The 19786-nt window shown below is 70.2% G+C and carries 19 protein-coding genes; 10 read left to right on the forward strand and 9 right to left on the reverse strand.

The genetic code is table 11. The features are described 5' to 3' along the window. Positions 1–22: 22 nt before the first annotated feature. The 5 genes from MHZ35_RS06920 to MHZ35_RS06940 all read left to right on the forward strand — a co-directional run bounded on the left by MHZ35_RS06920 (position 23) and on the right by MHZ35_RS06940 (position 5008). Positions 23–721 carry an ABC transporter ATP-binding protein gene (locus MHZ35_RS06920; RefSeq protein WP_239434947.1) on the forward strand — a complete coding sequence of 233 codons (699 nt, stop codon included), beginning with the start codon at positions 23–25 and terminating at the stop codon, positions 719–721. Further along, positions 718–3231 (forward strand): ABC transporter permease, encoded by a 2514-nt coding sequence (locus MHZ35_RS06925; RefSeq protein ID WP_239434948.1) that lies wholly within the window; start codon positions 718–720, stop codon positions 3229–3231. The genes MHZ35_RS06920 and MHZ35_RS06925 overlap by 4 nt, the downstream gene beginning before the upstream one ends. 22 nt (positions 3232–3253) lie before the next feature. Continuing rightward, positions 3254–3877: a TetR/AcrR family transcriptional regulator gene (locus MHZ35_RS06930; protein ID WP_125961985.1), complete on the forward strand. Its 624-nt coding sequence runs from the start codon at positions 3254–3256 to the stop codon at positions 3875–3877. 141 nt (positions 3878–4018) lie between these two features. Continuing rightward, entirely contained in the window at positions 4019–4429 is a 411-nt protein-coding gene (locus MHZ35_RS06935) for a hypothetical protein (RefSeq protein ID WP_239434949.1), read from the forward strand. A 237-nt stretch (positions 4430–4666) separates the two neighbouring features. Continuing rightward, on the forward strand, positions 4667–5008 hold the full coding sequence (locus MHZ35_RS06940) for a hypothetical protein (RefSeq protein ID WP_239434950.1): 342 nt from the start codon (positions 4667–4669) through the stop codon (positions 5006–5008). 55 nt (positions 5009–5063) lie between these two features. Here MHZ35_RS06940 and MHZ35_RS06945 read toward each other — a convergent pair whose 3' ends face one another. The 4 genes from MHZ35_RS06945 to tgt are packed head-to-tail and all read right to left on the reverse strand — an operon-like array spanning position 5064 to position 10281. After that, positions 5064–6035, reverse strand: coding sequence for a cell wall hydrolase (locus tag MHZ35_RS06945; RefSeq protein ID WP_342453506.1), 972 nt, complete (start codon positions 6033–6035; stop codon positions 5064–5066). A 25-nt stretch (positions 6036–6060) separates the two neighbouring features. Next, the gene (locus tag MHZ35_RS06950; RefSeq protein WP_239434952.1) at positions 6061–8907 is read right to left on the reverse strand and encodes a M16 family metallopeptidase; all 2847 of its coding nucleotides are present in this window, start codon (positions 8905–8907) and stop codon (positions 6061–6063) included. 23 nt (positions 8908–8930) lie between these two features. Beyond that, positions 8931–9131: a hypothetical protein gene (locus MHZ35_RS06955; protein WP_125961989.1), complete on the reverse strand. Its 201-nt coding sequence runs from the start codon at positions 9129–9131 to the stop codon at positions 8931–8933. Between the two features lie 19 nt (positions 9132–9150). Then, positions 9151–10281 carry a tRNA guanosine(34) transglycosylase Tgt gene (gene tgt / locus MHZ35_RS06960; RefSeq protein ID WP_239434953.1) on the reverse strand — a complete coding sequence of 377 codons (1131 nt, stop codon included), beginning with the start codon at positions 10279–10281 and terminating at the stop codon, positions 9151–9153. 112 nt (positions 10282–10393) lie between these two features. On the opposite strand from tgt, the gene MHZ35_RS06965 reads away from it, so the two are divergent. After that, positions 10394–10558 (forward strand): hypothetical protein, encoded by a 165-nt coding sequence (locus MHZ35_RS06965; protein WP_239434954.1) that lies wholly within the window; start codon positions 10394–10396, stop codon positions 10556–10558. A gap of 194 nt (positions 10559–10752) precedes the next feature. Here MHZ35_RS06965 and pgeF read toward each other — a convergent pair whose 3' ends face one another. The 4 genes from pgeF to lgt are packed head-to-tail and all read right to left on the reverse strand — an operon-like array spanning position 10753 to position 13941. Further along, positions 10753–11517, reverse strand: a complete 765-nt coding sequence (gene pgeF / locus MHZ35_RS06970; RefSeq protein ID WP_239434955.1) for a peptidoglycan editing factor PgeF — start codon at positions 11515–11517, stop codon at positions 10753–10755. After that, positions 11514–12023: a GNAT family N-acetyltransferase gene (locus MHZ35_RS06975; RefSeq protein WP_239434956.1), complete on the reverse strand. Its 510-nt coding sequence runs from the start codon at positions 12021–12023 to the stop codon at positions 11514–11516. The genes pgeF and MHZ35_RS06975 overlap by 4 nt, the downstream gene beginning before the upstream one ends. Beyond that, entirely contained in the window at positions 12020–13066 is a 1047-nt protein-coding gene (locus MHZ35_RS06980) for a class I SAM-dependent methyltransferase (protein ID WP_446741021.1), read from the reverse strand. The genes MHZ35_RS06975 and MHZ35_RS06980 overlap by 4 nt, the downstream gene beginning before the upstream one ends. Continuing rightward, on the reverse strand, positions 13063–13941 hold the full coding sequence (lgt, locus tag MHZ35_RS06985) for a prolipoprotein diacylglyceryl transferase (RefSeq protein WP_132883187.1): 879 nt from the start codon (positions 13939–13941) through the stop codon (positions 13063–13065). The genes MHZ35_RS06980 and lgt overlap by 4 nt, the downstream gene beginning before the upstream one ends. 113 nt (positions 13942–14054) lie before the next feature. On the opposite strand from lgt, the gene MHZ35_RS06990 reads away from it, so the two are divergent. Genes MHZ35_RS06990 through phbB form a run of 3 tightly spaced genes read left to right on the forward strand, consistent with a single transcriptional unit; the run spans position 14055 to position 18103 of the window. Then, entirely contained in the window at positions 14055–16316 is a 2262-nt protein-coding gene (locus tag MHZ35_RS06990) for a xanthine dehydrogenase family protein molybdopterin-binding subunit (protein ID WP_239434957.1), read from the forward strand. Continuing rightward, positions 16313–17320 carry a ferrochelatase gene (gene hemH / locus MHZ35_RS06995; RefSeq protein ID WP_239434958.1) on the forward strand — a complete coding sequence of 336 codons (1008 nt, stop codon included), beginning with the start codon at positions 16313–16315 and terminating at the stop codon, positions 17318–17320. Before MHZ35_RS06990 ends, hemH begins: the two co-directional genes overlap by 4 nt. A gap of 60 nt (positions 17321–17380) precedes the next feature. After that, entirely contained in the window at positions 17381–18103 is a 723-nt protein-coding gene (phbB, locus tag MHZ35_RS07000) for an acetoacetyl-CoA reductase (RefSeq protein ID WP_239434959.1), read from the forward strand. A gap of 104 nt (positions 18104–18207) precedes the next feature. On the opposite strand, the gene MHZ35_RS07005 is transcribed toward phbB, so the two are convergent. Continuing rightward, positions 18208–18600 (reverse strand): glycine zipper 2TM domain-containing protein, encoded by a 393-nt coding sequence (locus MHZ35_RS07005; protein WP_125961997.1) that lies wholly within the window; start codon positions 18598–18600, stop codon positions 18208–18210. A gap of 164 nt (positions 18601–18764) precedes the next feature. On the opposite strand from MHZ35_RS07005, the gene MHZ35_RS07010 reads away from it, so the two are divergent. Beyond that, positions 18765–19763, forward strand: a complete 999-nt coding sequence (locus MHZ35_RS07010) for an esterase-like activity of phytase family protein (RefSeq protein ID WP_239434960.1) — start codon at positions 18765–18767, stop codon at positions 19761–19763. The last annotated feature ends 23 nt before the right edge of the window (positions 19764–19786 follow it).

Genomic DNA, 19786 nt, shown 5'->3' on the forward strand with positions numbered 1-19786 from the left:
TCCTCCAATGCGATCCTCCGACATGCCCGAAACGAACCACGGCGATATGGTGATCGCCGCGCGTGATGTCACCTTGACCCTCGGCAACGGCGACGCCGCCACGCCGATCCTGCGCGGGATCACCCTTTCGGTGGCGCGTGGCACCAGTCTGGCGCTGCTGGGCGCATCGGGCTCGGGCAAGTCGTCGCTGATGGCGGTGCTTTCGGGACTGGAGCGGGCGACGGGCGGCAGCGTGCACGTGGCCGGCCTCGACTTCGGTGCGCTCGACGAGGATGCGCTGGCACGGGCGCGGCGGGGGCGGATCGGCATCGTGCTCCAGGCATTCCACCTGCTGCCCACCATGACCGCGCTCGAGAACGTCGCCGTGCCGATGGAACTGGCCGGCGACACGGATGCGTTCGCGCGCGCCGAGGCGGAACTGCAGGCGGTCGGGCTCGGCCATCGCCTCCGCCATTATCCCGCGCAGCTTTCGGGTGGCGAGCAGCAGCGCGTCGCGATCGCCCGCGCGCTCGCCGGCCGGCCGGAGATCGTGTTCGCCGACGAGCCGACCGGCAACCTCGATGCCGCAACCGGCGCTGCGATCATGGACCTGTTGTTCGAGCGACGCGCCGCCACCGGCGCCACACTGGTCGTCATCACCCATGATCCCGCGCTTGCCGAGCGCTGCGACCGCATCGTCTCCCTGGCAGACGGACGGATCGTGCGGGACGAGACCAAGTGAACGAGTGGCGGCTGGCCTGGCGGCTAGCACGGCGGGAACTGCACGGGCGGTTCCGCGGCTTGCGCCTGCTGCTGGTGTGCATGTTCCTGGGCGTGGGCGCGCTGGCGGCGATCGGCAGCCTGTCGGCCGCGATCGACGGCGAGCTCAAGGCGCGCGGCGCGGCGATCCTGGGCGGCGACGTCGAGTTCGCCACCTCGCAACGTGCCGCGACCGACGCGGAACGCGCAGCCTTTGCCCGATTTGGCAGGGTTTCCGAAACGACCGGCATGCAGGCGATGGCGGTGCGGGAAGGCGGTGCCGAGAGCCCCCAGACGGTGCCGGTTACGCTCAAGGCGGTGGATCGCAACTACCCGCTCTACGGCAGCCTGCGCCTCGCCGATGGCAGCATCGCCCATCCCGCCGATCCGACGCGCGTCTGGATCGCCCCCGGCCTTGCGGAGCGGTTGCGCGTCGGCGTGGGGCAGCAGCTGCGCCTGGGAAGCGCCCGCTTCACCATCGCCGGCATCATCGCCGACGAGCCCGACCGGCTGGGGGAGGGGTTCACCCTCGGCCCCGTCGCGATCGTCTCGCTGGAGGGTGTCGCCCGCACCGGCCTGATCCAGCCGGGCAGCCTCTACGAGACCAAGTACCGGATCGCGCTCCCCGCCGATCGCGCGCCCGAGGCGGCGTCGGAGGCGATCAAGGCAGCCTTCCCCGATGGCGGATGGGAGGCGAAGACCCGCGATCGCGCCTCGCCGGGCGCAGCGCGCTTCCTGGACCGCATGGGCCAGTTCCTGGTGCTGGTGGGGCTTGCGGCGCTCGCCATCGCCGGGATCGGCGTCGGCAACGGCGTGGGCTCCTATCTGGCCACCCGCCGCGGCAGCATCGCCGCGTTGAAGGTGCTGGGCGCGACCTCGGGCGGCATCGCGCGCGTGTACCTGCTTCAGGTCGCGGTGGTCGCGGGCGTCGGCATCCTGCTGGGGTTGGTGGCGGGCATCGCCGCCGTGCCGCTGATCCTGTGGGTGGCGGGCGACGTGCTGCCGGTGGCACCGGAGTTTGCGATCCATCCGGCACCGCTGGCGCTCGCCGCCGGCTATGGCCTGCTGACCGCGCTCGCCTTCACCGCGCCGCCGCTGGTTCAGGCAGGCACCGTGCCCGCCGCGGGCCTGCTGCGCGGCAGCCTCGATCTGCGGCGCGCGCCCTGGCGGCGGGTGCTGCCGTGGACGGGCGGGGCAGGGCTCCTGGTGGTCGCGATCGCGGTCGCCACTGCCGAGCAGCCGTGGTTCACCGCCAGCTTCCTCGCCACCATCGCCGGCACGCTGCTGCTGCTCGCGGCCTTCGGCTGGGGCGTGCGCTGGCTCGCCGCGCGCTTGCCGCGGCCGCGTGGCCCGCTGCTGCGGCTGGCGCTCACCGGGCTCCACCAGCCGGGCGCGCGTACGGTCACGCTGGTGGTGGCGCTGGGGCTCGGCCTCACGCTGTTCGTGCTGCTGGCGGCGATCCGCACCAGCATCGACGCGAACATTCGCGAGACCATCCCGCAAAAGGCGCCGGCGCTGTTCGCGCTCGACGTGCCCCGCGACCAGGTTGATCTGTTCCGCCGCACGGTCACCGGCGTTGCGCCCCAGGCAGAGCTGCGGATGGTCCCGCTGATGCGCGGCACGATCACCGCTTATGCCGGGACGCGCGTCGCCGACCTCGAGACCCTGCCGGAAGGTGCCTGGGCGCTTCGGGGCGAGCGTGGCCTCACCTATTCGGAGACGCTTCCGGAGGGCAACGAACTGGTGGAGGGCACATGGTGGCCGGCCGGCTATGCCGGCCCGCCGCTGGTGTCGCTCGACGTCGATCTCGCGCGCGCCTTGGACCTCAAGATCGGCGATCCGATCCGCTATTCGGTGCTCGGCGTCGAGCGGGAGGCGCGCGTCGCCTCCTTCCGCCGCATCCACTGGGACAGCCTCGGCTTCAACTTCGTGATGGTGTTCAGCCCCAACGCCATTTCCGACGTGCCGCACAACCTGGCCGCAACGATCGACCTGGCGAAGGGGCAGGAAGGGGCGGTCACCCGTGCGCTGCTGCCGCGCTTCCCCTCCGTCTCGGTGGTGGAGGTGCGCGGCGTCGTGGAGCAGGTGCGCACGATCGTCAGCCAGATGGCGACCGCCATCGCCGCGGCGGCCTCCGTCGCGATCCTTGCGGGCATCGCCGTGCTGATCGGCGCGATCGCCGCGGCGCGGGAGGCGCGCACCTATGACGGCGTGATCCTGAAGACGCTGGGCGCCACGCGGGCGCAGGTGCTGGCGGTGCAGGCGCTCGAATATGCGTTGCTGAGTGCTGCCATCGCGGCCCTGGCGCTGGCGCTCGGCCTAGTGGGCGCCTGGTACGTGGTGGTGGAGGTCTTCGCGTTCGAATGGCTGCCGGATTATCCGGCCGTGTTGGGAACGCTTGCGGTCGGGGCGGGGGTGACGCTGGTCATCGGCATCCTGGGCGCGCTTCCGATCCTGGGCATTCGCCCGGCACGCGCCTTGCGTCAGCTCTAGCCGTGGGCGCTAAGTTGCTTATATGACGGGAATTATGAAAGCCGCGCTTTGCTGTTCCGGACGGGGTCGTCCCCGCGAATTTGATGTCGAGGAAGCCTTGGCCGCCGCGCTGCGGGTGTTCTGGAGCAAGGGCTATGAGGGCGCTTCGCTGTCCGACCTGACGGAGGCGATGGGGATCACGCGCCCGAGCCTCTATGCCGCCTTCGGCAACAAGGAGTCGCTGTTCCGCAAGGCGCTCGACCTCTACGAGCGCGAAAAGCTCAGCTATATCAGCGTCGCGCTGGAAGCGCCGACCGCACGCGAAGTTGCCGAGCGGCTGTTGCGCGGCGCGGTCGAAAGCCATGCGAGCACCTCCGGGCCGCGCGGCTGCCTGGGCGTGATCAGCTCGGTCGCCTGCGGAGCGGACGCGGAGTCGATCCGTGAGGAAGTCCTGAAGCGGCGCGCCTCTTCCCAGGCCGCGCTGGTCGCCCGTTTCGAGCGCGCGAAGGCCGAGGGGGACCTGCCCGCGCACGTCGATCCGCAGGGTCTTACCGCCTATCTGGTGGCTATCCTCCAGGGCATGACGGTGCAGGCGGGCGCGGGTGCCAGCAGCGAGGCGTTGAACGCGTTGGTGGATACCAGCCTGGCGATGTGGCCGAGCGCCTGAACGCTGGGTTTCGCTAAAAACTACCAACGGGTACAAATATCCCGTTGACGGCTCGAGTCGCCTTCTGTACCGGTCAGTAGGTATAGAGGGCACGACGACGGCACCGCCGTGGACCTGCCCATCCGAGATCGAGGGAAGGCCATGGGCTATCTGACATTCAGCGAGTTGGGCGGCGCTGCCGCTGCGAAGGCGGCGGCGGCTCCGATCGTACCGCAGGCCGATCCGGTGCCGGTCCAGGCCGGGCTGTCGCCGCTCGAATGGTCGGTCGTGGCGATCGCCCGCAACGAACGTCTGGGAAGCCTTCGCCAGCCGGGCCCGGTCCTGACGGCGCTGGGGTCGCTGTTCGGCGCCCGCCCGCGCCTGCCGCTCGCCGATCCCAAGCTGGAGGCGTTGCGCCGCCTGTCGGTGCTTGCCTGGCATCGCGGCGACAACCTGCCCAAGTCCGAGATCGCCCGCTTCTTCTCCGCAGGGTTCAGCACGCATCAGTTCGAAACGCTGCTGACCAGCATCGGCCGCGGCCGGCTGGCGAACACGCGCACCCGCGCCGCCTGAGACGCGCGCGACTTCCGTTCCCTCCCGACCAGTCCCCCTTGGGCGGTCCGTCTTCCGGCGGGCCGCCCGATTTTTATGCAGGCAGAACGCTCCATCCCGGGGTGGCCGAAGATGAACGGTGTCGGCGCACTTGCGACAATCGGCGACACAAAAGCGGTGTTGCTGACACGATCCAGCGACGGTGCGGCCCCAAATTGCTTCTCGACCGGACGAAGGTCGGATTTGAGGAGTGTAGCCATGAAGAAGATCGCACTGATGATCGCGGGCCTGGGGATCGCCGCGACCGCGCTGCCCGCCGCCGCGAGCGCGGCGCCGTGGCAGAACATCAACCAACGCCAGGCAACCGTCGAGCAGCGCATCGACCAAGGCGTGCGCAGCGGCCGCCTCGATCGTCGCGAGGCCACTCGCCTCCGCGCCGAGTACCGCCAGATCGCGCAGCTCGAGAACCGCTATCGCCGCAGCGGCGGTGGCCTCTCGGTGGGCGAGCGGCGTGACCTCGACCAGCGGCTCGACCGGCTGATGGCACGCACCAAGTATCAGAAGCATGATCGTCAGGGATATCACGGCCCCCGCCGCTGAGCCCGACGATCACGAACCAGGACGCCTCGCCGGCAACGGCGGGGCGTCGTTCGTTTCAGCGCAACGGCTTGCCCGAGTCCTTCCACCGGTCGAGCACCGTCGATTCCGGCAGCTTGTTTTCGGCCGCGGGCGGCGCCGGAGTGGGTGCGGGGCGCACTTCGGGCGCGTCGGTGCCCGGCTGGGGCGTCGAGGGCGGAGGTGCGCCCGCAGCGGTTTCCGGAAGCGGGAGCGGGTCGAGCGGCGAGGGCAGGTGCGGCCCCGGCGGGGGCTCGCGCCCGGCATAGCGGTCGCTGAACGCATCGGCCGTCCCCCACCAGCCCTTCCAGCGGTGGAAGAAGTGTGCACCGAACGCACCCGTCATCACCAGCGACCGGTTCCACGCCGGGGTGACGGCATAGGTGTGATAGTGGGTGGCGAGCCCCACCGGCGCGAACACCGCGCCGGTCAGCGCCTGTGCCGCGACGCGCCGCGCGCGTGCCCAGGCGGCGGGGACGCGCTGCCGGGCCATAGCGCCGTCGCAGGCGAAGCTGAACTGGCAGCCGCGCCGCTCCGAACCCTGGTAGACCACGCCGCACACGGTTGCCGGGAAGGCAGGATGACGCACGCGATTGAGCACCACCTGCGCCACCGCGCGCTGCCCGTCGTCGGGCTCGTTCGCCGCCTCGTAATAGACCGCTGCCGTGAGGCATTCGAGCGCACGCGCCTGGTCGAGCACGCTGCCGCGCGCGCGAAAGGGGCGGGCGGGCACGATCGACCCGTCTCCCTCCATGGCGGCGAGCGCGGGGATCGGCAGGTCCGGCAGCGGCGCGGTGCCGGTGGTGCCGGCCTGCGGTGCCGCGAGCGCGCCGGAGAAGGGCGGCGCCTCCCCCCGCGCACTGCTGCGCGGGGGCAGGGGCATGCGCCGGGCGGCGGCGCGCTGCTGCTGGTCGAGCGCGATGCTTCCGGCGTGCAGCGAGAAGGCGAGGGCGGCAACGACGACCGCCGTTACCGCGACGTGCCGCCTCCGCAGGCGTCCCAGGCGCGGCACCCTCACTCCCTGGCCTCGTTCCCGGTCAGCGCGTCAGCTTCGGCGTGTCGAGGTCGAGCGCGCTGGCCGGGATCACCTCGGCCTGCGGGTAGCGCTGGCGAAGCGTGTCCGCGAACTGCTTGGCATCACCGACCACGACGATGCTCGCGCCGGCCGGGTCGAGCACCTGCGCCGCCACCTGCTGCACTGCCTGCGCATCGACCCCCTCGATCTCGGCGAGCGCGTTGTCGATCGCGTTCACCGGCTGGCCCGCGAGCACATAGGCGCCGAGCTTACCCGCCAGGCCGCCGCGCGTCTCGACATCGCGGCTGAAGCCGCCCGAGAGCACCGCCTTGCGCGTCGCGAGCTCGGCGGCCGGCACCGGATCCCGGCCGATGCGGCGCAGCTCCGCGACGATCAGGTCGACCACCTCGGGCGCGGACTCGTTCTTGGTCTGCACGGTCGCGCTGAACGGACCCACGCCACGGTCGCCGGCAAGGGCGCTGCGTGCCCCGTAGGAAAGCCCGCGCTTGATGCGGATTTCCTGGTTGAGCCGCGACGAGAAGCCGCCGCCCAGCACCGTGCTCGCAAGCCGCGCCGCCGGGAAGCGCGGATCGCCGCGCGACAGCGCCGCACGCGAGACCACCACCGCCGCCTGCCCGCTGCCGGGCAGGTCGACCACGACGACGCGGGGCGTCGCGGGTAGCGCCGGCTCCGTCGGTGCCGCGGCGCTGGCGCCGCTTGCCTGCCAGTCGCCGAACAGCTGCTCGGCCATGGCCTGCGCCTTGGCGGGCGTGATGTCGCCGACCAGGATCAGCGTCGCGCGATCCGGGCGCCAGGCTTCGCCATGGGAGGCGACGATCTGCTCGCGGGTCACGCCGCGATAGCTGGTTTCGGTCCCCACCTTGCCATAGCGGCTGTCGCCGAACACCGCGCGCGCCGCGACCTTGCCGGCGAGCGAACCGGGATCCGACTGCTCGATCTGGAGCGCATCGATCCACTGGGTGCGGACCCGCTCGATCTCCTTGGGATCGTACGCGGGATTGCGGACCACATCGGCCAGGATGCCCATCGCCGGAGCGAGGCCATTGGTGCCCACCAGCAGCGAGACGCTCGCGCCATCATCCTCGGCGTCGGTGTCGAGCGATGCCCCCAGCGCCTCCACCTCCGCCGCGATCTGCGTGGCGGAGCGGGTGCGGGTGCCTTCGGTCAGCAGTTCGGTCGCGAACCAGCTCGGCTCCGGCCGGCGCGCCGGCGCGGAGAGCTCGCGCGTGTCGACGACCATCGTCGCGGCGACCAGCGGCAGGCCGGACTTGGGCACGGTCACGAGCCGCAGCCCGTTTGCGAGCCGCGTCTCCGTCCGAGCGGGAAGCGCCGCGGTCGCGACAGGACCCGGCTGGGGCAGCGGCTTGCGTTCGGCCTCCGATGCGACCTGATGCACCGCCACGCCGGCAGGGATGGTCAGCGCACGCGTCTCGACGGTCGGGGCGATGCGGATCGAGTCGTCCGAGGGCGCGCCTTCAGCCTGCGGCAGATATTGCAGCACCGCCACCTGGTTCTCGCCCAAGTAGCGGCGGGCGACGCGCTGGACCGCGGCGGCATCGACCTTGGCGATCGCGGCGAGCTGGCGGTCGGCGGCGCGGGGATCGCCGTTGACGATCACGCTGTTGGCAAGCGTGAAGGCGCGTCCTTCGGCGGTTTCGCGTCGGGCGAGTGCGGCCGCCAGGATCTCGTTCTTGGCCTCCGCGAGTTCGGCGGCGGTGACCGGCGCATCGCGCAGCCGTGCCACTTCTCGCTTCAGCCCGGCCTCCACCGCGCCGATGTCCTTGCCCCCGGCAGCGATCGCATAGGCCGCGAGCACGCCGGTGTCCTTCTTGCTGTCGAGATAGGTCTCGGCCGACTGGGCGAGCTGGTCGCGATAGACCAGCGCCTGGTAGAGCCGCGAGTTGCGCCCGGTCGAAAGCACTGCGTTCAGCACCGCGAGTGCCGCCTGGTCGGGATCGTTGTCGGGCGGAACCTGGTAGCTCAGCACCACTGCGGGGAGCGGCGTGTTCTCGGCATGGACGACATGCCGGGTGGCCGCGGTGCGTGGCGGCTCCTTCACCGCCACGCGCGGGATCGGCCGGTTCGGCTTGGCGACGGGCGCGAAATACTGGTCGACCCATCTATCGAGCTCGGTGGGGTCGAAGTTGCCGGCGACCACCAGCACGGCGTTGTCGGGCCGGTAATAGGTCGCGTGGAACGCGCGGATGTCGTCGATCGTGGCCGCGTCCAGGTCCTCGATGCTGCCGATCCCCGGCCGCGCATAGGGATGGCGGGTGTAGGAGATCATCGGCAGGTAGAAGCCGAACAGCTTGCCATAGGGCTGCGCGAACACGCGGCTGCGCAGCTCTTCCTTCACCACGCCGCGCTCGGAGGCGAAGCTGGTCGGCTCCACCACCAGCGTCGCCATGCGATCGGCCTCTGCGAACAGCAGCCGCTCGAGGTGATTGGCCGGGACCACCTCGAAATAGTTGGTGTAGTCGTCCGCCGTCGAGGCGTTGTTGTAGCCGCCCACGTCCTCGGTCAGCCGGTCGAACGCCTCCGACGGCAAGTTGCGCGTCTGCTTGAACATCAGGTGTTCGAACATGTGCGCAAAGCCCGATCGCCCGCGCGGATCGTCCTTCGAGCCGACGTCGTACCAGACCTGCACCGCGACATTGGCGGTGGAGGTGTCGCGGATCGCATAGACCCTGAGGCCGTTCGCCAGCGTCCGCTCGGTATAGGCGAGCGGCGCGACCGGGGCCGGTGCCGGTGGCTTGGCGGTCGATGCGGCGGGCGCGTGCTGCCGTGCGGCGGCGGTTGCGGGAACAAGTGCAGTGGCGAGCAGCAGCGCCGCGCGGAAAGGGTGCATCGATCAGCCTTGTGGTGCGCGGGTCAGCGCTTCGTACGGGAGCGGTTGGCGTAGAGCAGCGCGGCGGTGAGCGCAGCCGAGCCGATGCCGACGCCGATGCTGATCGGAACGGCGGGCCAGCGCTTGGGCCGCTCGATATCGGCGGTTTCGGCCGCGGCTTCGCGCACGCGCTTGGCGTCCTTGCAGGCGGCCTCGACTTCGTTGATCGGGTGCGTGTCGGTCATTGCTCTTCTCCGAGTACGATCATCCGCGACTGGAATAGCGCGTCCGGAAGTCGTTGGCGAACATGGATAAGCTGCCTGCCGCAATTGCCGCGCGCAGGTCCGCCATCAGCCGCTGGTAGAACCACAAGTTGTGCTCGGTCATCAGCATCGCCCCCAGGATCTCGCCCGCGCGGACCAGATGATGGATATAGGCGCGGCTCCAGCCGGTGCAGCTGGGGCAAGGGCATTCCGGATCGAGCGGCCCCGTGTCCTCGGCAAAGCGCGCGTTGCGGATGTTTATCGGGCCAGTGCGGGTGAACGCCTGGCCCGTGCGGCCCGAGCGGGTGGGCAGTACGCAGTCGAACATGTCGACGCCGCGCTCGACGGCGCCGACGATGTCGTCGGGCTTGCCGACGCCCATCAGGTAGCGGGGCTTGGCCGCGTCGAGCTGGCCGGGGGCATAATCGAGCACGCCGAACATCGCCTCCTGGCCCTCGCCGACCGCGAGGCCGCCGATCGCATAACCGTCGAAGCCGATGTCTTTCAGCGCATCCGCCGACTCCCGGCGCAGCGACTCGTCGAGCGCGCCCTGTTGGATGCCGAACAGCGCCGCACCCTCGGCGTGGGCGCCGCCCGAATCGAAGCCGTCGCGGCTGCGCTTCGCCCAACGCATCGAGCGCTCCATCGCGCGCGCCTGCACCTCGCGGGTGGCGGTGGTGGGCACCAGCTCATCGAAAGCCATGACGATGTCGGAGCCGAGCAGCCGTTGGATCTCCATCGAGCGTTCGGGGCTCAGCAGATGGCGCGAGCCGTCGAGGTGGCTCTTGAACTCGACGCCGTCTTCGGAGCGCTTGGTGAGCTCGGACAGGCTCATCACCTGATAGCCGCCGCTATCGGTCAGGATCGGCCGGTCCCAGCCCATGAAGCCGTGCAGCCCGCCCAGCCGGTGGACGCGCTCGGCGCCGGGGCGCAGCATCAGGTGATAGGTGTTGCCGAGCAGGATGTCGGCACCCGAGGCGCGCACGTCGGCGGGTTTCACCGCCTTGACGGTGGCGGCGGTGCCGACCGGCATGAAGGCGGGGGTGCGGATGGTGCCGCGGCGCATCGCGATCTCGCCGGTGCGGGCGCGGCCGTCGGTCGCGTGGATGGTGAAGTCGAAACGAGGGGACATGCCCGCCTGATGCCGCTGCGCGCCGCCGCTGTCGAGCCGCGATCACGCTTCCCGTGCCGGGAGCGTCGGCCGCTCCGGTGCGTTTTCGACGCGTGAGGAAGAGGAGCATGCCATGGCCGAACAACCCCTGTCGCCCGGCGACGACGCCGCACCCGGTACGCCCGGCACCGGCGAGAACCTCTGCCCGCGCTGCAGCGGCAGCGGGCGGATCGACGGCGCGGAATGCCCGGAATGCGAGGGCACCGGCACGGTGATCGAGGGGATCGGCGGCGGGTGAGGGTCCTTTCGGCAGCGCGAATGGATGCCAGTTTAGCTGCCATGACGAGGGACAGGTGCGGGAAGGCCCCAGAACCACCACCGTTCGTCCTGAGTAGCCATTGAGCGAAGTCGAAGTGGCGTATCGAAGGATGCTTCGATACGGGTCTTCGACAAGCTCAGCCCCTACTCAGCACGGACGGGGATGTTGAAGGTCTATTCCAACCCGATGATCGCGATCTGCCGGCCATAATCCGGCTCGCCGCGGTGGGTCGAGCGGCGGTAGCTGAAGAACCGCTCCGGATCGGCATAGGTGTCGAGCCCCAGCGCCTCGATCCGGCGCACGCCGGCGCTTGCGAGCCGATGGACGACATAGGCCTCCAGGTCGAACTGGGCGTGGCCTTCGCGCGTGTCGGTGAAGAAGCGTTCGTTCTCCGGATCGGCTTCGGCGAAGCGGCGGACGAACTCGGCATCCACCTCATAGCTGGCGCGTGCGATGCAGGGACCGACCGCAGCAGCGATGCGCTCCCGCCTGGCGCCCAGCTGCTCCATCGCCGCCAGCGTCGAGTCGGTGACACCGCCGATCGCGCCCTTCCAACCCGCATGCGCAGCCCCGACGACGCCGGCTTCGCGGTCGGCGAGCAGCACCGGCGCGCAATCCGCCGTGAGAATGCCGAGGGCGAGGCCCGGCCGGTCCGTCACCAGCGCGTCCGCGTGCGGGCGCAGCGCCTGCTCGAAGGGCTGGGTCACCACCACCGCGTCGGCGGAATGGACCTGGAACAGCGTCACCAGCTGCGCTCCCGGCAGCACCGCCTCGGTCGCGCGGCGACGGTTCTCCGCCACCACTTCGACGGCATCTTCGGAGCCGAGCCCGACGTTCAGCCCGGCATGGATGCCCTGCGACACCCCGCCGCGCCGACCAAAAAAGCCGTGCGGCACGCCAGCCAGCGTGGCGGCGCGGATCACTTCGGGATTGCTCAAAGGTCTAGGCTCCAGATGCGGTCGTCGTCGACCTGCTCGCCGACGACGAACTCATAGCGGCCGACTTCGACGAAGCCGTAGCGCGCGTAGAAGCGCTGGGCGCGATGGTTGTCGACATAGACGCTCAGCACCAGCCGGTCGGCACCGTCGGCGCGGGCGGTGGCGAGCGCCCAGTCCATCAGCGCCGGGGCGACGCCTTCCCCCTGCCAGGGGCCGAGTACGTACAGCTGGTGCAGCTCGACGGTCCGCGCACCCCAGTCACCCGGGAAGAGGACCGGCCCAAGCTTGGCGAAGCCGGCGATCGCGCCGCCTTCCGCCTCGGCCAGCCGCACCTTGTAGGCCGGATCCGACAGATGCGAAGGCAGGCCGTTCTCGCCGAAGGTGGCGTCGAGGAACGCAGCCAGATCAGAGGCGCGGTAGAGCGTGCCGAAGGTGTCGCAGTAGCAGCGCTTCGCCATCTCCGACAGCGCCGGCCCGTCCGCCGGCACGGCGTCGCGCAGGATCATGCGAACCCCGCCGGCGCCGGCCAGTCGGGCGCGGTGACGGCGATCGCCTTGAACAGCTCGCCCATCTTGTCGGGCGCGACCAGCCGCTGGCGATCGTCGGCGATCTGCTGCGCGCGCTCCGGGCTGGCGAGGGCGAGCGTCGCCACCCGCGCGTCGATGCCGAGCGCGGTCAGCCAGAAGCCCTGTTCGAGCGGGCCATAGCCCTTGGCGTCCTCGACCCGTGCGGCCTCCAGCAATGTCCCGAAGTCGACATGCGCGGTGAGGTCCACCTCGCCGGGCGTGTCGAAGGGGTTGGCGAACTGATGCTCGCGCACCGCCTGCAGCGAGTCGCCGATCGCGGGCCCGGTGTAGCCATAGTCGATCACCAGCGCGGTGCCGCCCTGCGCCACCAGCCGCTTTGCCAGCTGGCGCATCACCGCGACGGCGGCGGGCGCGGTCTCCAGGATCGAGCCCGGGGGTGCGTCGCGCAGCGCCTCCGGCACGATCGGGTCGAATCCGGTGGTGCCGGCGATCGGCAGGAACAGCGTGTCCTGGCAGGCGACCAGCCGCTCGCGCCAGCCGTCCGCAGTCTTGATGAGCTGGCGGATGGGCAGGGCGTCGAAAAACTCGTTGGCCACCACCAGCAGCGCACCGTCGTCGGGGACCCCCACCAGGTCGACGTGCCATTCGGCGTCGGACACGCGCTCCTTCTGCGCGGCGCGCAGCGTGGCGCTCGTTTCGATGAAGTGCACCTGCGGCTTGAGCCCTGCGCTCGCCATGGCGCGCAACGCATCGGCCGCCAGCGTTCCCCGGCCCGGCCCGAGCTCGACGTAGCGGGCCGGCGGCCGTCCGGCGCGGTGCCAGGCGTCGGCAAGGGCCAGCCCCACCAGTTCGCCGAACATCTGGCTGACCTCGGGCGCGGTCGTGAAGTCGCCGCGCGCGCCCAGCGGATCGCGGCTGTTGTAATAATGGGCGTTCGCCGCGCCCATGAACTGCGACAGCGGGATCGGCCCGCCGAGCGTGATCGCGCGGGCGAGCCGGTCGGGAAGCGACCCCTCGCTCAAGCGACGCTCTCCGACCCCGCGATCGGCTCGATGCGCTGGCGGCGGCGATTGGCGGTGACGATCAGGTAGATGCCGCCCGCGATCATCGGCAGCGTCAGCCACTGGCCCATGTGCAGCCCGGTCTGCCGTGCGAACTCCATCAGCTGCTCGTCGGCCTCGCGGAAGAACTCGACGAAGAAGCGGCTGAGGCCGTAGCCGAGCAGGAACCAGCCGACGAGCTTGCCCGGCTGATAACGGGCGTTGGTGCGCCAGAACAGGAACCAGAGAAGCGCGCCGAGAAGAATGCCCTCAAGGCCCGCCTCATAGAGCTGGCTGGGGTGGCGCGCCGGATCCAGCCCGCCCGCCACGGTGTTGGGAAACACGATGCCCCAGGGCACGTCCGTCGCCTTGCCCCACAGTTCGCCGTTCACGAAATTGGCGAGCCGGCCGAAGAACAGGCCGAAGGGTGCACAGCACGCGACATAGTCGTGGATGCGCAGCCAGTTGAGCTTGTGCTTGCGCGCCATCAGCAGGATGCCGATCGACGTGCCGACCACGCCGCCGTGGAACGACATGCCGCCGTCCCACAGGCGCAGGATCCGCCACGGATCGGACCACATGTCCTCGCCATAGAACAGCACATAGCCGATGCGCCCGCCCAGGATGATGCCGAGCGTCGCATAAAAAACCATGTCGTCGGCGTGGCGGCGCGCCATCGGGGCGCCCGGCTGCGCGAGCAGCTTCAGCAGGTACCACCAGCCGACCAGGATGCCGGCCAGATAGGCGAGCGAATACCATTTCAACGTGAAGAAGCCGAGGTCGAGCGCCACGGGGTCGAGCCCCAGCTGGTCGAACCGGATGTGGCCGCCGGCAGCGGCAAGCGTCGAAAGGATCAAGTCGAGGGCTCCGGAAGTCTTTGCGCTGCTGGTACGCCGCTCGCCCCGAAAACCCAAGCGCGGAAGCGCAGGCCGGCTGGCGCCGGCTTTCGCCGGGCGATAGAGCGGCGGCCATGGCTTTGGATGCAGTGTCGCGCGCGGCCCCTTCGGCAACGGGATTGACCCGGCGCAGGCTGCTGGTCGGCGGCGCGGCGGGGGTGGGGCTGGTGGTCGGCTGGGCGCTTTGGCCACGCGACCACGCCGTCAACCTGACGGCGGCCGAGGGGGAGACGATCTTCGGCCCCTGGATCAAGATCGGCGCAGACGGGCAGGTGACCGTCGCGGTGCCGCAGGCGGAGCTGGGACAAGGCGTGTTCACCGCCCTGCCGCAGATCGTCGCCGACGAACTGGGCGCGGACTGGCGCACCGTCGCGGTCGAGCCGGCACCGATCAACCCGCTCTATGCCAATCGGCTCGCAGCATCGGTGCTGTTCGAGGATGCGCTGGGCGACCTGCCCGAACGGGTGCGCAGCCGCCACGCGGAGGCGCAGACGCTGATGCTAACGGCCGCCTCCACCTCCGTCCGCGCGTTCGAGGGCGAATTGCGCAAGGCCGGGACTGCGGCCCGCATCCTGCTGTGCAAGGCGGCGGCGCGCCGCTGGGACGTGGACTGGCACAGCTGCGCCACCCTCGACGGCTTCGTGATCGCGGGCGGGCAGCGTGAGCGGTTCGGCGCGCTTGCGGCGGATGCGGCCGACGAGCGGCTGCCGAGCGGCGACCTGCCGTTGCGCACCGGCGAGGAGAAGCGGCTGACCGGGGAGTCGCTGCCCCGCCTCGACGCGCCCGCCAAGGTCGACGGCAGCGCCAGTTTCGCGGGCGACATTCGCCTGCCCGGCATGGTGTTCGCGGCCATCCGTCAAGGGCCGATCGGCGACAGCCGGCTGGTACGCGTGGACCGTGCGGCCGCCGATCGCGTGCGCGGCGTCTCCGCAGTGGTGGAGAACCCGAACTGGGTCGCCGCCGTAGGAGAGACCTGGTGGGCCGCTAATGCTGCGCTCGATGGGCTCGCCCCCCGGTTCGAGACGCGCAGCCCGCTGGTGGACAGCGAGTCGATCGACGCCGCACTCGACGCCGCGCTCGATGGCGAGGGTGCCCGCATGGCGCGCGTCGGCGATCTCGCCGCGACCTTCAAGGATGCACAGGTCGTCACCGCCGACTATCGCGTGGGGGCGGCCTTGCATGCCGCGATCGAGCCAACCACCGCCACCGCCGCCTGGCGGGATGGGCGGCTGACGCTGTGGATGCCCACCCAGGCGCCGGCGCTCGCACGCGCCGCGGCGGCGCGGACGCTCGGCATCGGCGAGGAGCGCGTCGTGCTGCACCCGACGATCGCCGGCGGCAGCTTCGGCGCGAACCTGGAGCATCAGGTCGCCGAGCAGGCAGCGCTTTTGGCCCGGCGCCTGGAAAAGCCCGTGCAGCTGACCTGGTCGCGCAGCGAAACCTGCCTGCATGATCGCTACCGCCCGCCGGCCGCCGCCCGCATGACGGCGCGGCTGGCAAAGGGTGGCGGGGTGGCCGGCTGGCTGTGCAAGATCGCCGCGCCTTCCGTCGGCCACGAGCTTTCGGAGCGCCTGCTCGCCGACGACACCACCGCCCGCGCGGCCATGCTGCTGCCGCAGGGCGGCGACACGCTGGCGGTGGAGGGGGCGGTGCCCACCTATGCGATCCCTGCGCTCGCCGTTGACCACCACCCCGCCGAGATCGGCGTGCCGGTCGGCTACTGGCGCTCGGGCGCCCACAGCTACACCGCCTTCTTCAACGAATGCTTCATCGACGAGCTCGCCCATGTGGCAGGCATCGAGGCGCATTCCTTCCGCATCGCGATGCTCGGCGGCAACCCGCGACTGGCGCGGTGCCTCTCCACCGTCGCGACGCTCGGCGGATGGCAGGGCGGGATCCCCGGCAGCGGCCAGGGGCTCGCCTGCCACCAGATGCGCGGCTCCTTCATCGCGGTGATGGCGGAGGCGCGGATGGGCGCAGACCAGCGGGTGAAGGTCGACCGGCTGGTCGCGGCGGTGGATTGCGGGCGGCAGATCAACCCGGACCTCGTGCTCCAGCAGATCGAGGGCGGGCTGATGTTCGGAATGGCCGCGGCGCTCGGCGCCACCACCGGCTTCACCGACAACCTCGCCGATGTGCGCGGTTTCGGGGCGATGAACCTGCCGCGGCTCGCCGACACGCCCGAGGTGTCGGTGGAACTGATCCGCAGCGATGCGGATCCGGGCGGGGTGAGCGAGCTTGCGGTTCCCCCGGTCGCACCCGCCATCGCCAATGCGGTGATGGCCGCAACCGGCGTTCGCCTCCGCCGCCTTCCGCTGCTACCGGAGGAAGAATGACGCCGCCCGCCGATCATCCCGCCATTCCCCAGCCCCGGATCGGCGTCCTGCTGATCAATCTCGGCACCCCCGACGCGCCCGAGCCGCGAGCGGTCAAGCGCTACCTGGGTGAGTTTCTGTCGGACCGGCGGGTGGTGGAACTGCCGGCGATCGCGTGGCAGCCGATCCTGCGCGGCATCATCCTGAACACCCGGCCGAAGAAGTCCGCCCACGCCTATAGCCAAGTGTGGACGGAGCAAGGTTCGCCGCTCGCCGCCGTCACCCGCGCGCAGGCGGAGGGGCTGAAGGGCGCCTTCGGCCCCGAAGTGCTGGTCGACTGGGGCATGCGCTACGGCAATCCGGCGATCGGCGAACGGCTGCGCGCGATGAAGGCCGCGGGATGCGAACGCATCCTGCTCGCGCCGCTCTACCCGCAATATTGCGCAGCAACGACCGCGACGGCGAACGACAAGGCGTTCGCCGCGCTCGCAGGGATGCGCTGGCAGCCGGCGATCCGGACGCTGCCGCCCTATCACGATCATCCCGCCTATATCGACGCGCTCGCACGGACGGTGCGGGAGGATCTGGCGAAGCTTTCCTTCACCCCCGACGCGATCGTCGCCAGCTTCCACGGCATGCCGCAACGGACGCTGGAACTGGGCGATCCCTATCACTGCCACTGCCAGAAGACCGGCCGGCTCCTCTCGGAAGCGCTGGGGACCGAACTGGTGGTCGCGTTCCAGTCGCGGTTCGGCCGGGCCAAGTGGCTGGGGCCGGCGACCGACGACACGCTGGCGGCGCTCGCCCGGGCCGGCAAGCGGCGGGTGGCGATCGTCGCTCCCGGCTTCTCGGCCGATTGCGTGGAGACGCTGGAGGAACTGGCGATCCGCGGACGCGAGACGTTCGAAGAGGCGGGCGGCACGGATTTCGCCTATCTCCCGTGCCTCAACGCCGAGCCCGCGGGCTTGCAGATGCTGCGCAGCATCCTTGCAGCGGAGCTTGCAGGCTGGCTGCCTGCCGCCTAGCCTGACGGGGAAGCGGGCGGCCTCTTTTTGGCGCCCGCAACTCGGATGGAGAGCAAGGTCATGGCACGGGTAGCGATTGTAACCGGTGGCACGCGCGGCATCGGCGAGGCGATCAGCCTGGCGCTCAAGGAAGCGGGCATGACCGTCGCCGCCAACTATGCCGGCAATGAGGAAAAGGCGAAGGCGTTCACCGAGCGTACCGGCATCGCCGCATTCCGCTGGGACGTGAGCGACTATGATGCCTGCCAGCATGGCGTCGCCGAGGTCGAGGCGGCGCTGGGGCCGGTCGACGTCGTCATCAACAACGCCGGCATCACCCGCGACGGCACCATCCTGAAGATGACGGCCCAGATGTGGGACGAGGTGATCCGCACCAATTTGGGCGGCTGCTTCAACATGGCGAAGGCGGTGTTCCCCGGCATGCGCGAGCGCAAATGGGGCCGCATCGTCAACATCGGCTCGATCAACGGCCAGGCCGGCCAGTACGGCCAGGTCAACTATGCGGCGGCGAAGTCGGGCATCCACGGCTTCACCAAGGCGCTGGCGCAGGAAGGCGCGCGCTTCGGCGTGACCGTGAACGCGATCGCACCCGGCTATATCGATACCGAGATGGTGGCGGCGGTTCCGGCGGACGTGCTGGAAAAGATCGTCGCCAAGATCCCGGTCGGACGCCTTGGCCAGGCGCATGAGATCGCGCGCGCGGTCGCCTTCCTCTGCGCGGAGGACGGCGGCTTCATCACCGGCTCGACCCTGTCGATCAACGGCGGCCAGCACATGTACTGATCCGGGGGCGGGCTTCCTCCCGCCCTTACGGCCAAAACGAAAAAGGGCCGGTCCATCGCTGGACCGGCCCCGGCTCCCGATACGCTACAGGGGAGCGAAATCCGTTAGCGGCAGCGACGCGGGCTGTCCGAACGGTCGATCGCACGACCGGCGACCGCGCCGACTGCACCACCCAGCACCGTGCCGAGCAGGCGGTCTCCGCGACCCGCAACCTGGTTGCCGAGCAGGCCGCCTGCGACCGCGCCGATCACCGTGCCGCCATCACCATTGTCGCAGCGACGATAGTTGCGGTTGTTGTAGTAGCGGCGGTCATTGCCGCGATAGCTGCGGCGATCGTACCCGCGGTCATAGCGGCGGTCGTAGCCACGGTCATACCCGCGATCATAGTGGCGATCACCGTAATAGTGGCGGCTCTGCGCGACCGCCGGAGCGGTGGGAACCAGCGCGGTGAAGCCCATGGCGAGGGCGGCGCCTGCGAGAGAAAGCTTCTTGAACATCGGTCGTCTCCCAACTCGAACTTTTTCGTCAGCGGCGGGATTGCCCGTCGTCGATGAAGCCCTTTTGGCCGAGTCGCCTTGAGCGAAGCCTGAATGCGCTCGTTATCGGAGGTTCATGCGCGAAACGGCTGTCGCGATGCCGAATCGCCGCTTAAGGCCGACGCATGCGTATCGCTTCCGTGGTGCTCCTGACGCTGGCGTTGGTGCCGAGTTGGACGGGCACCATTCCCCGCCAGATCCTGGGCAAGCACCCGAACGTGACCGCGCGGCAAGTGCCGCTGCGGGCGGGCGACCCGCAGGATCGGCGGGTGGGGGCGCTTACCTATCTGGGCGGCGTCCAACTCACCAGCCGCGACCGCGCCTTCGGCGGCTTCTCCGCGCTGCGCGTCGAGGGAGATCGGTTCACGCTCCTCAGCGATTTCGGGTCGGTCGTTCGCTTCCGCATGGGCGCCGACTGGCAGGTCACGGAGCCGGAGTTCCTGTCGCTCCCCGGCGGCCCCGGCACCGGCTGGGAAAAGCGCGACCGCGACAGCGAATCGCTTGCGGTGGATCCGGCGACGGGACGCCTGTGGGTAGGCTTCGAGCGCGCGAACGCGATCTGGCGCTACTCGGCCGATTTCCGCGCCGCGGAGCGATACGTCCGCCCAAGGGCGATGGCCAAGTGGCCCAACGCCAGCGGACCGGAAGCGATGGTGCGCCTGCGATCCGGCGCGTTTCTGGTGTTCAGCGAAGGTGCGCGCAACCGGAAGCGGCGGGAGATCGGATTTGACGCGATCCGATTCGCAGGCGACCCGACGGTACACCCGGACCGCGGCTTCCACTTCCGCTACCTGCCGCCCAAGGACTATGCGCCCACGGACGTGGTGGAACTCGCCGACGGACGGCTGCTCATGCTGCATCGTGCGGCATCGCTGCGAAAGGGATTCACCGCCATCCTCTCCGTCATCGAACCGGAGACGATTCGGCCGGGGGCAGTGGTGCAGGGGCGGGAGATCGCCCGGCTGGCGGACGACGTGATCCACGACAATTACGAGGCGCTGGCCGTCGCGCATGAAAAAGACGCGACCATCCTGTGGCTCGCGTCCGACGACAACCAGATGTGGATCGAGCAGTCGCTGCTCTTGAAGTTCCGGCTGGACCTTCCGCCCGCAGGCGGAAGGTAGCAGGATCAGGCCGCCCGTCCGCC

It is taken from the genome of Sphingomonas sp. ACRSK, from assembly GCF_022346685.1.
GTDB classification, from domain to species: domain Bacteria; phylum Pseudomonadota; class Alphaproteobacteria; order Sphingomonadales; family Sphingomonadaceae; genus Sphingomonas; species Sphingomonas molluscorum.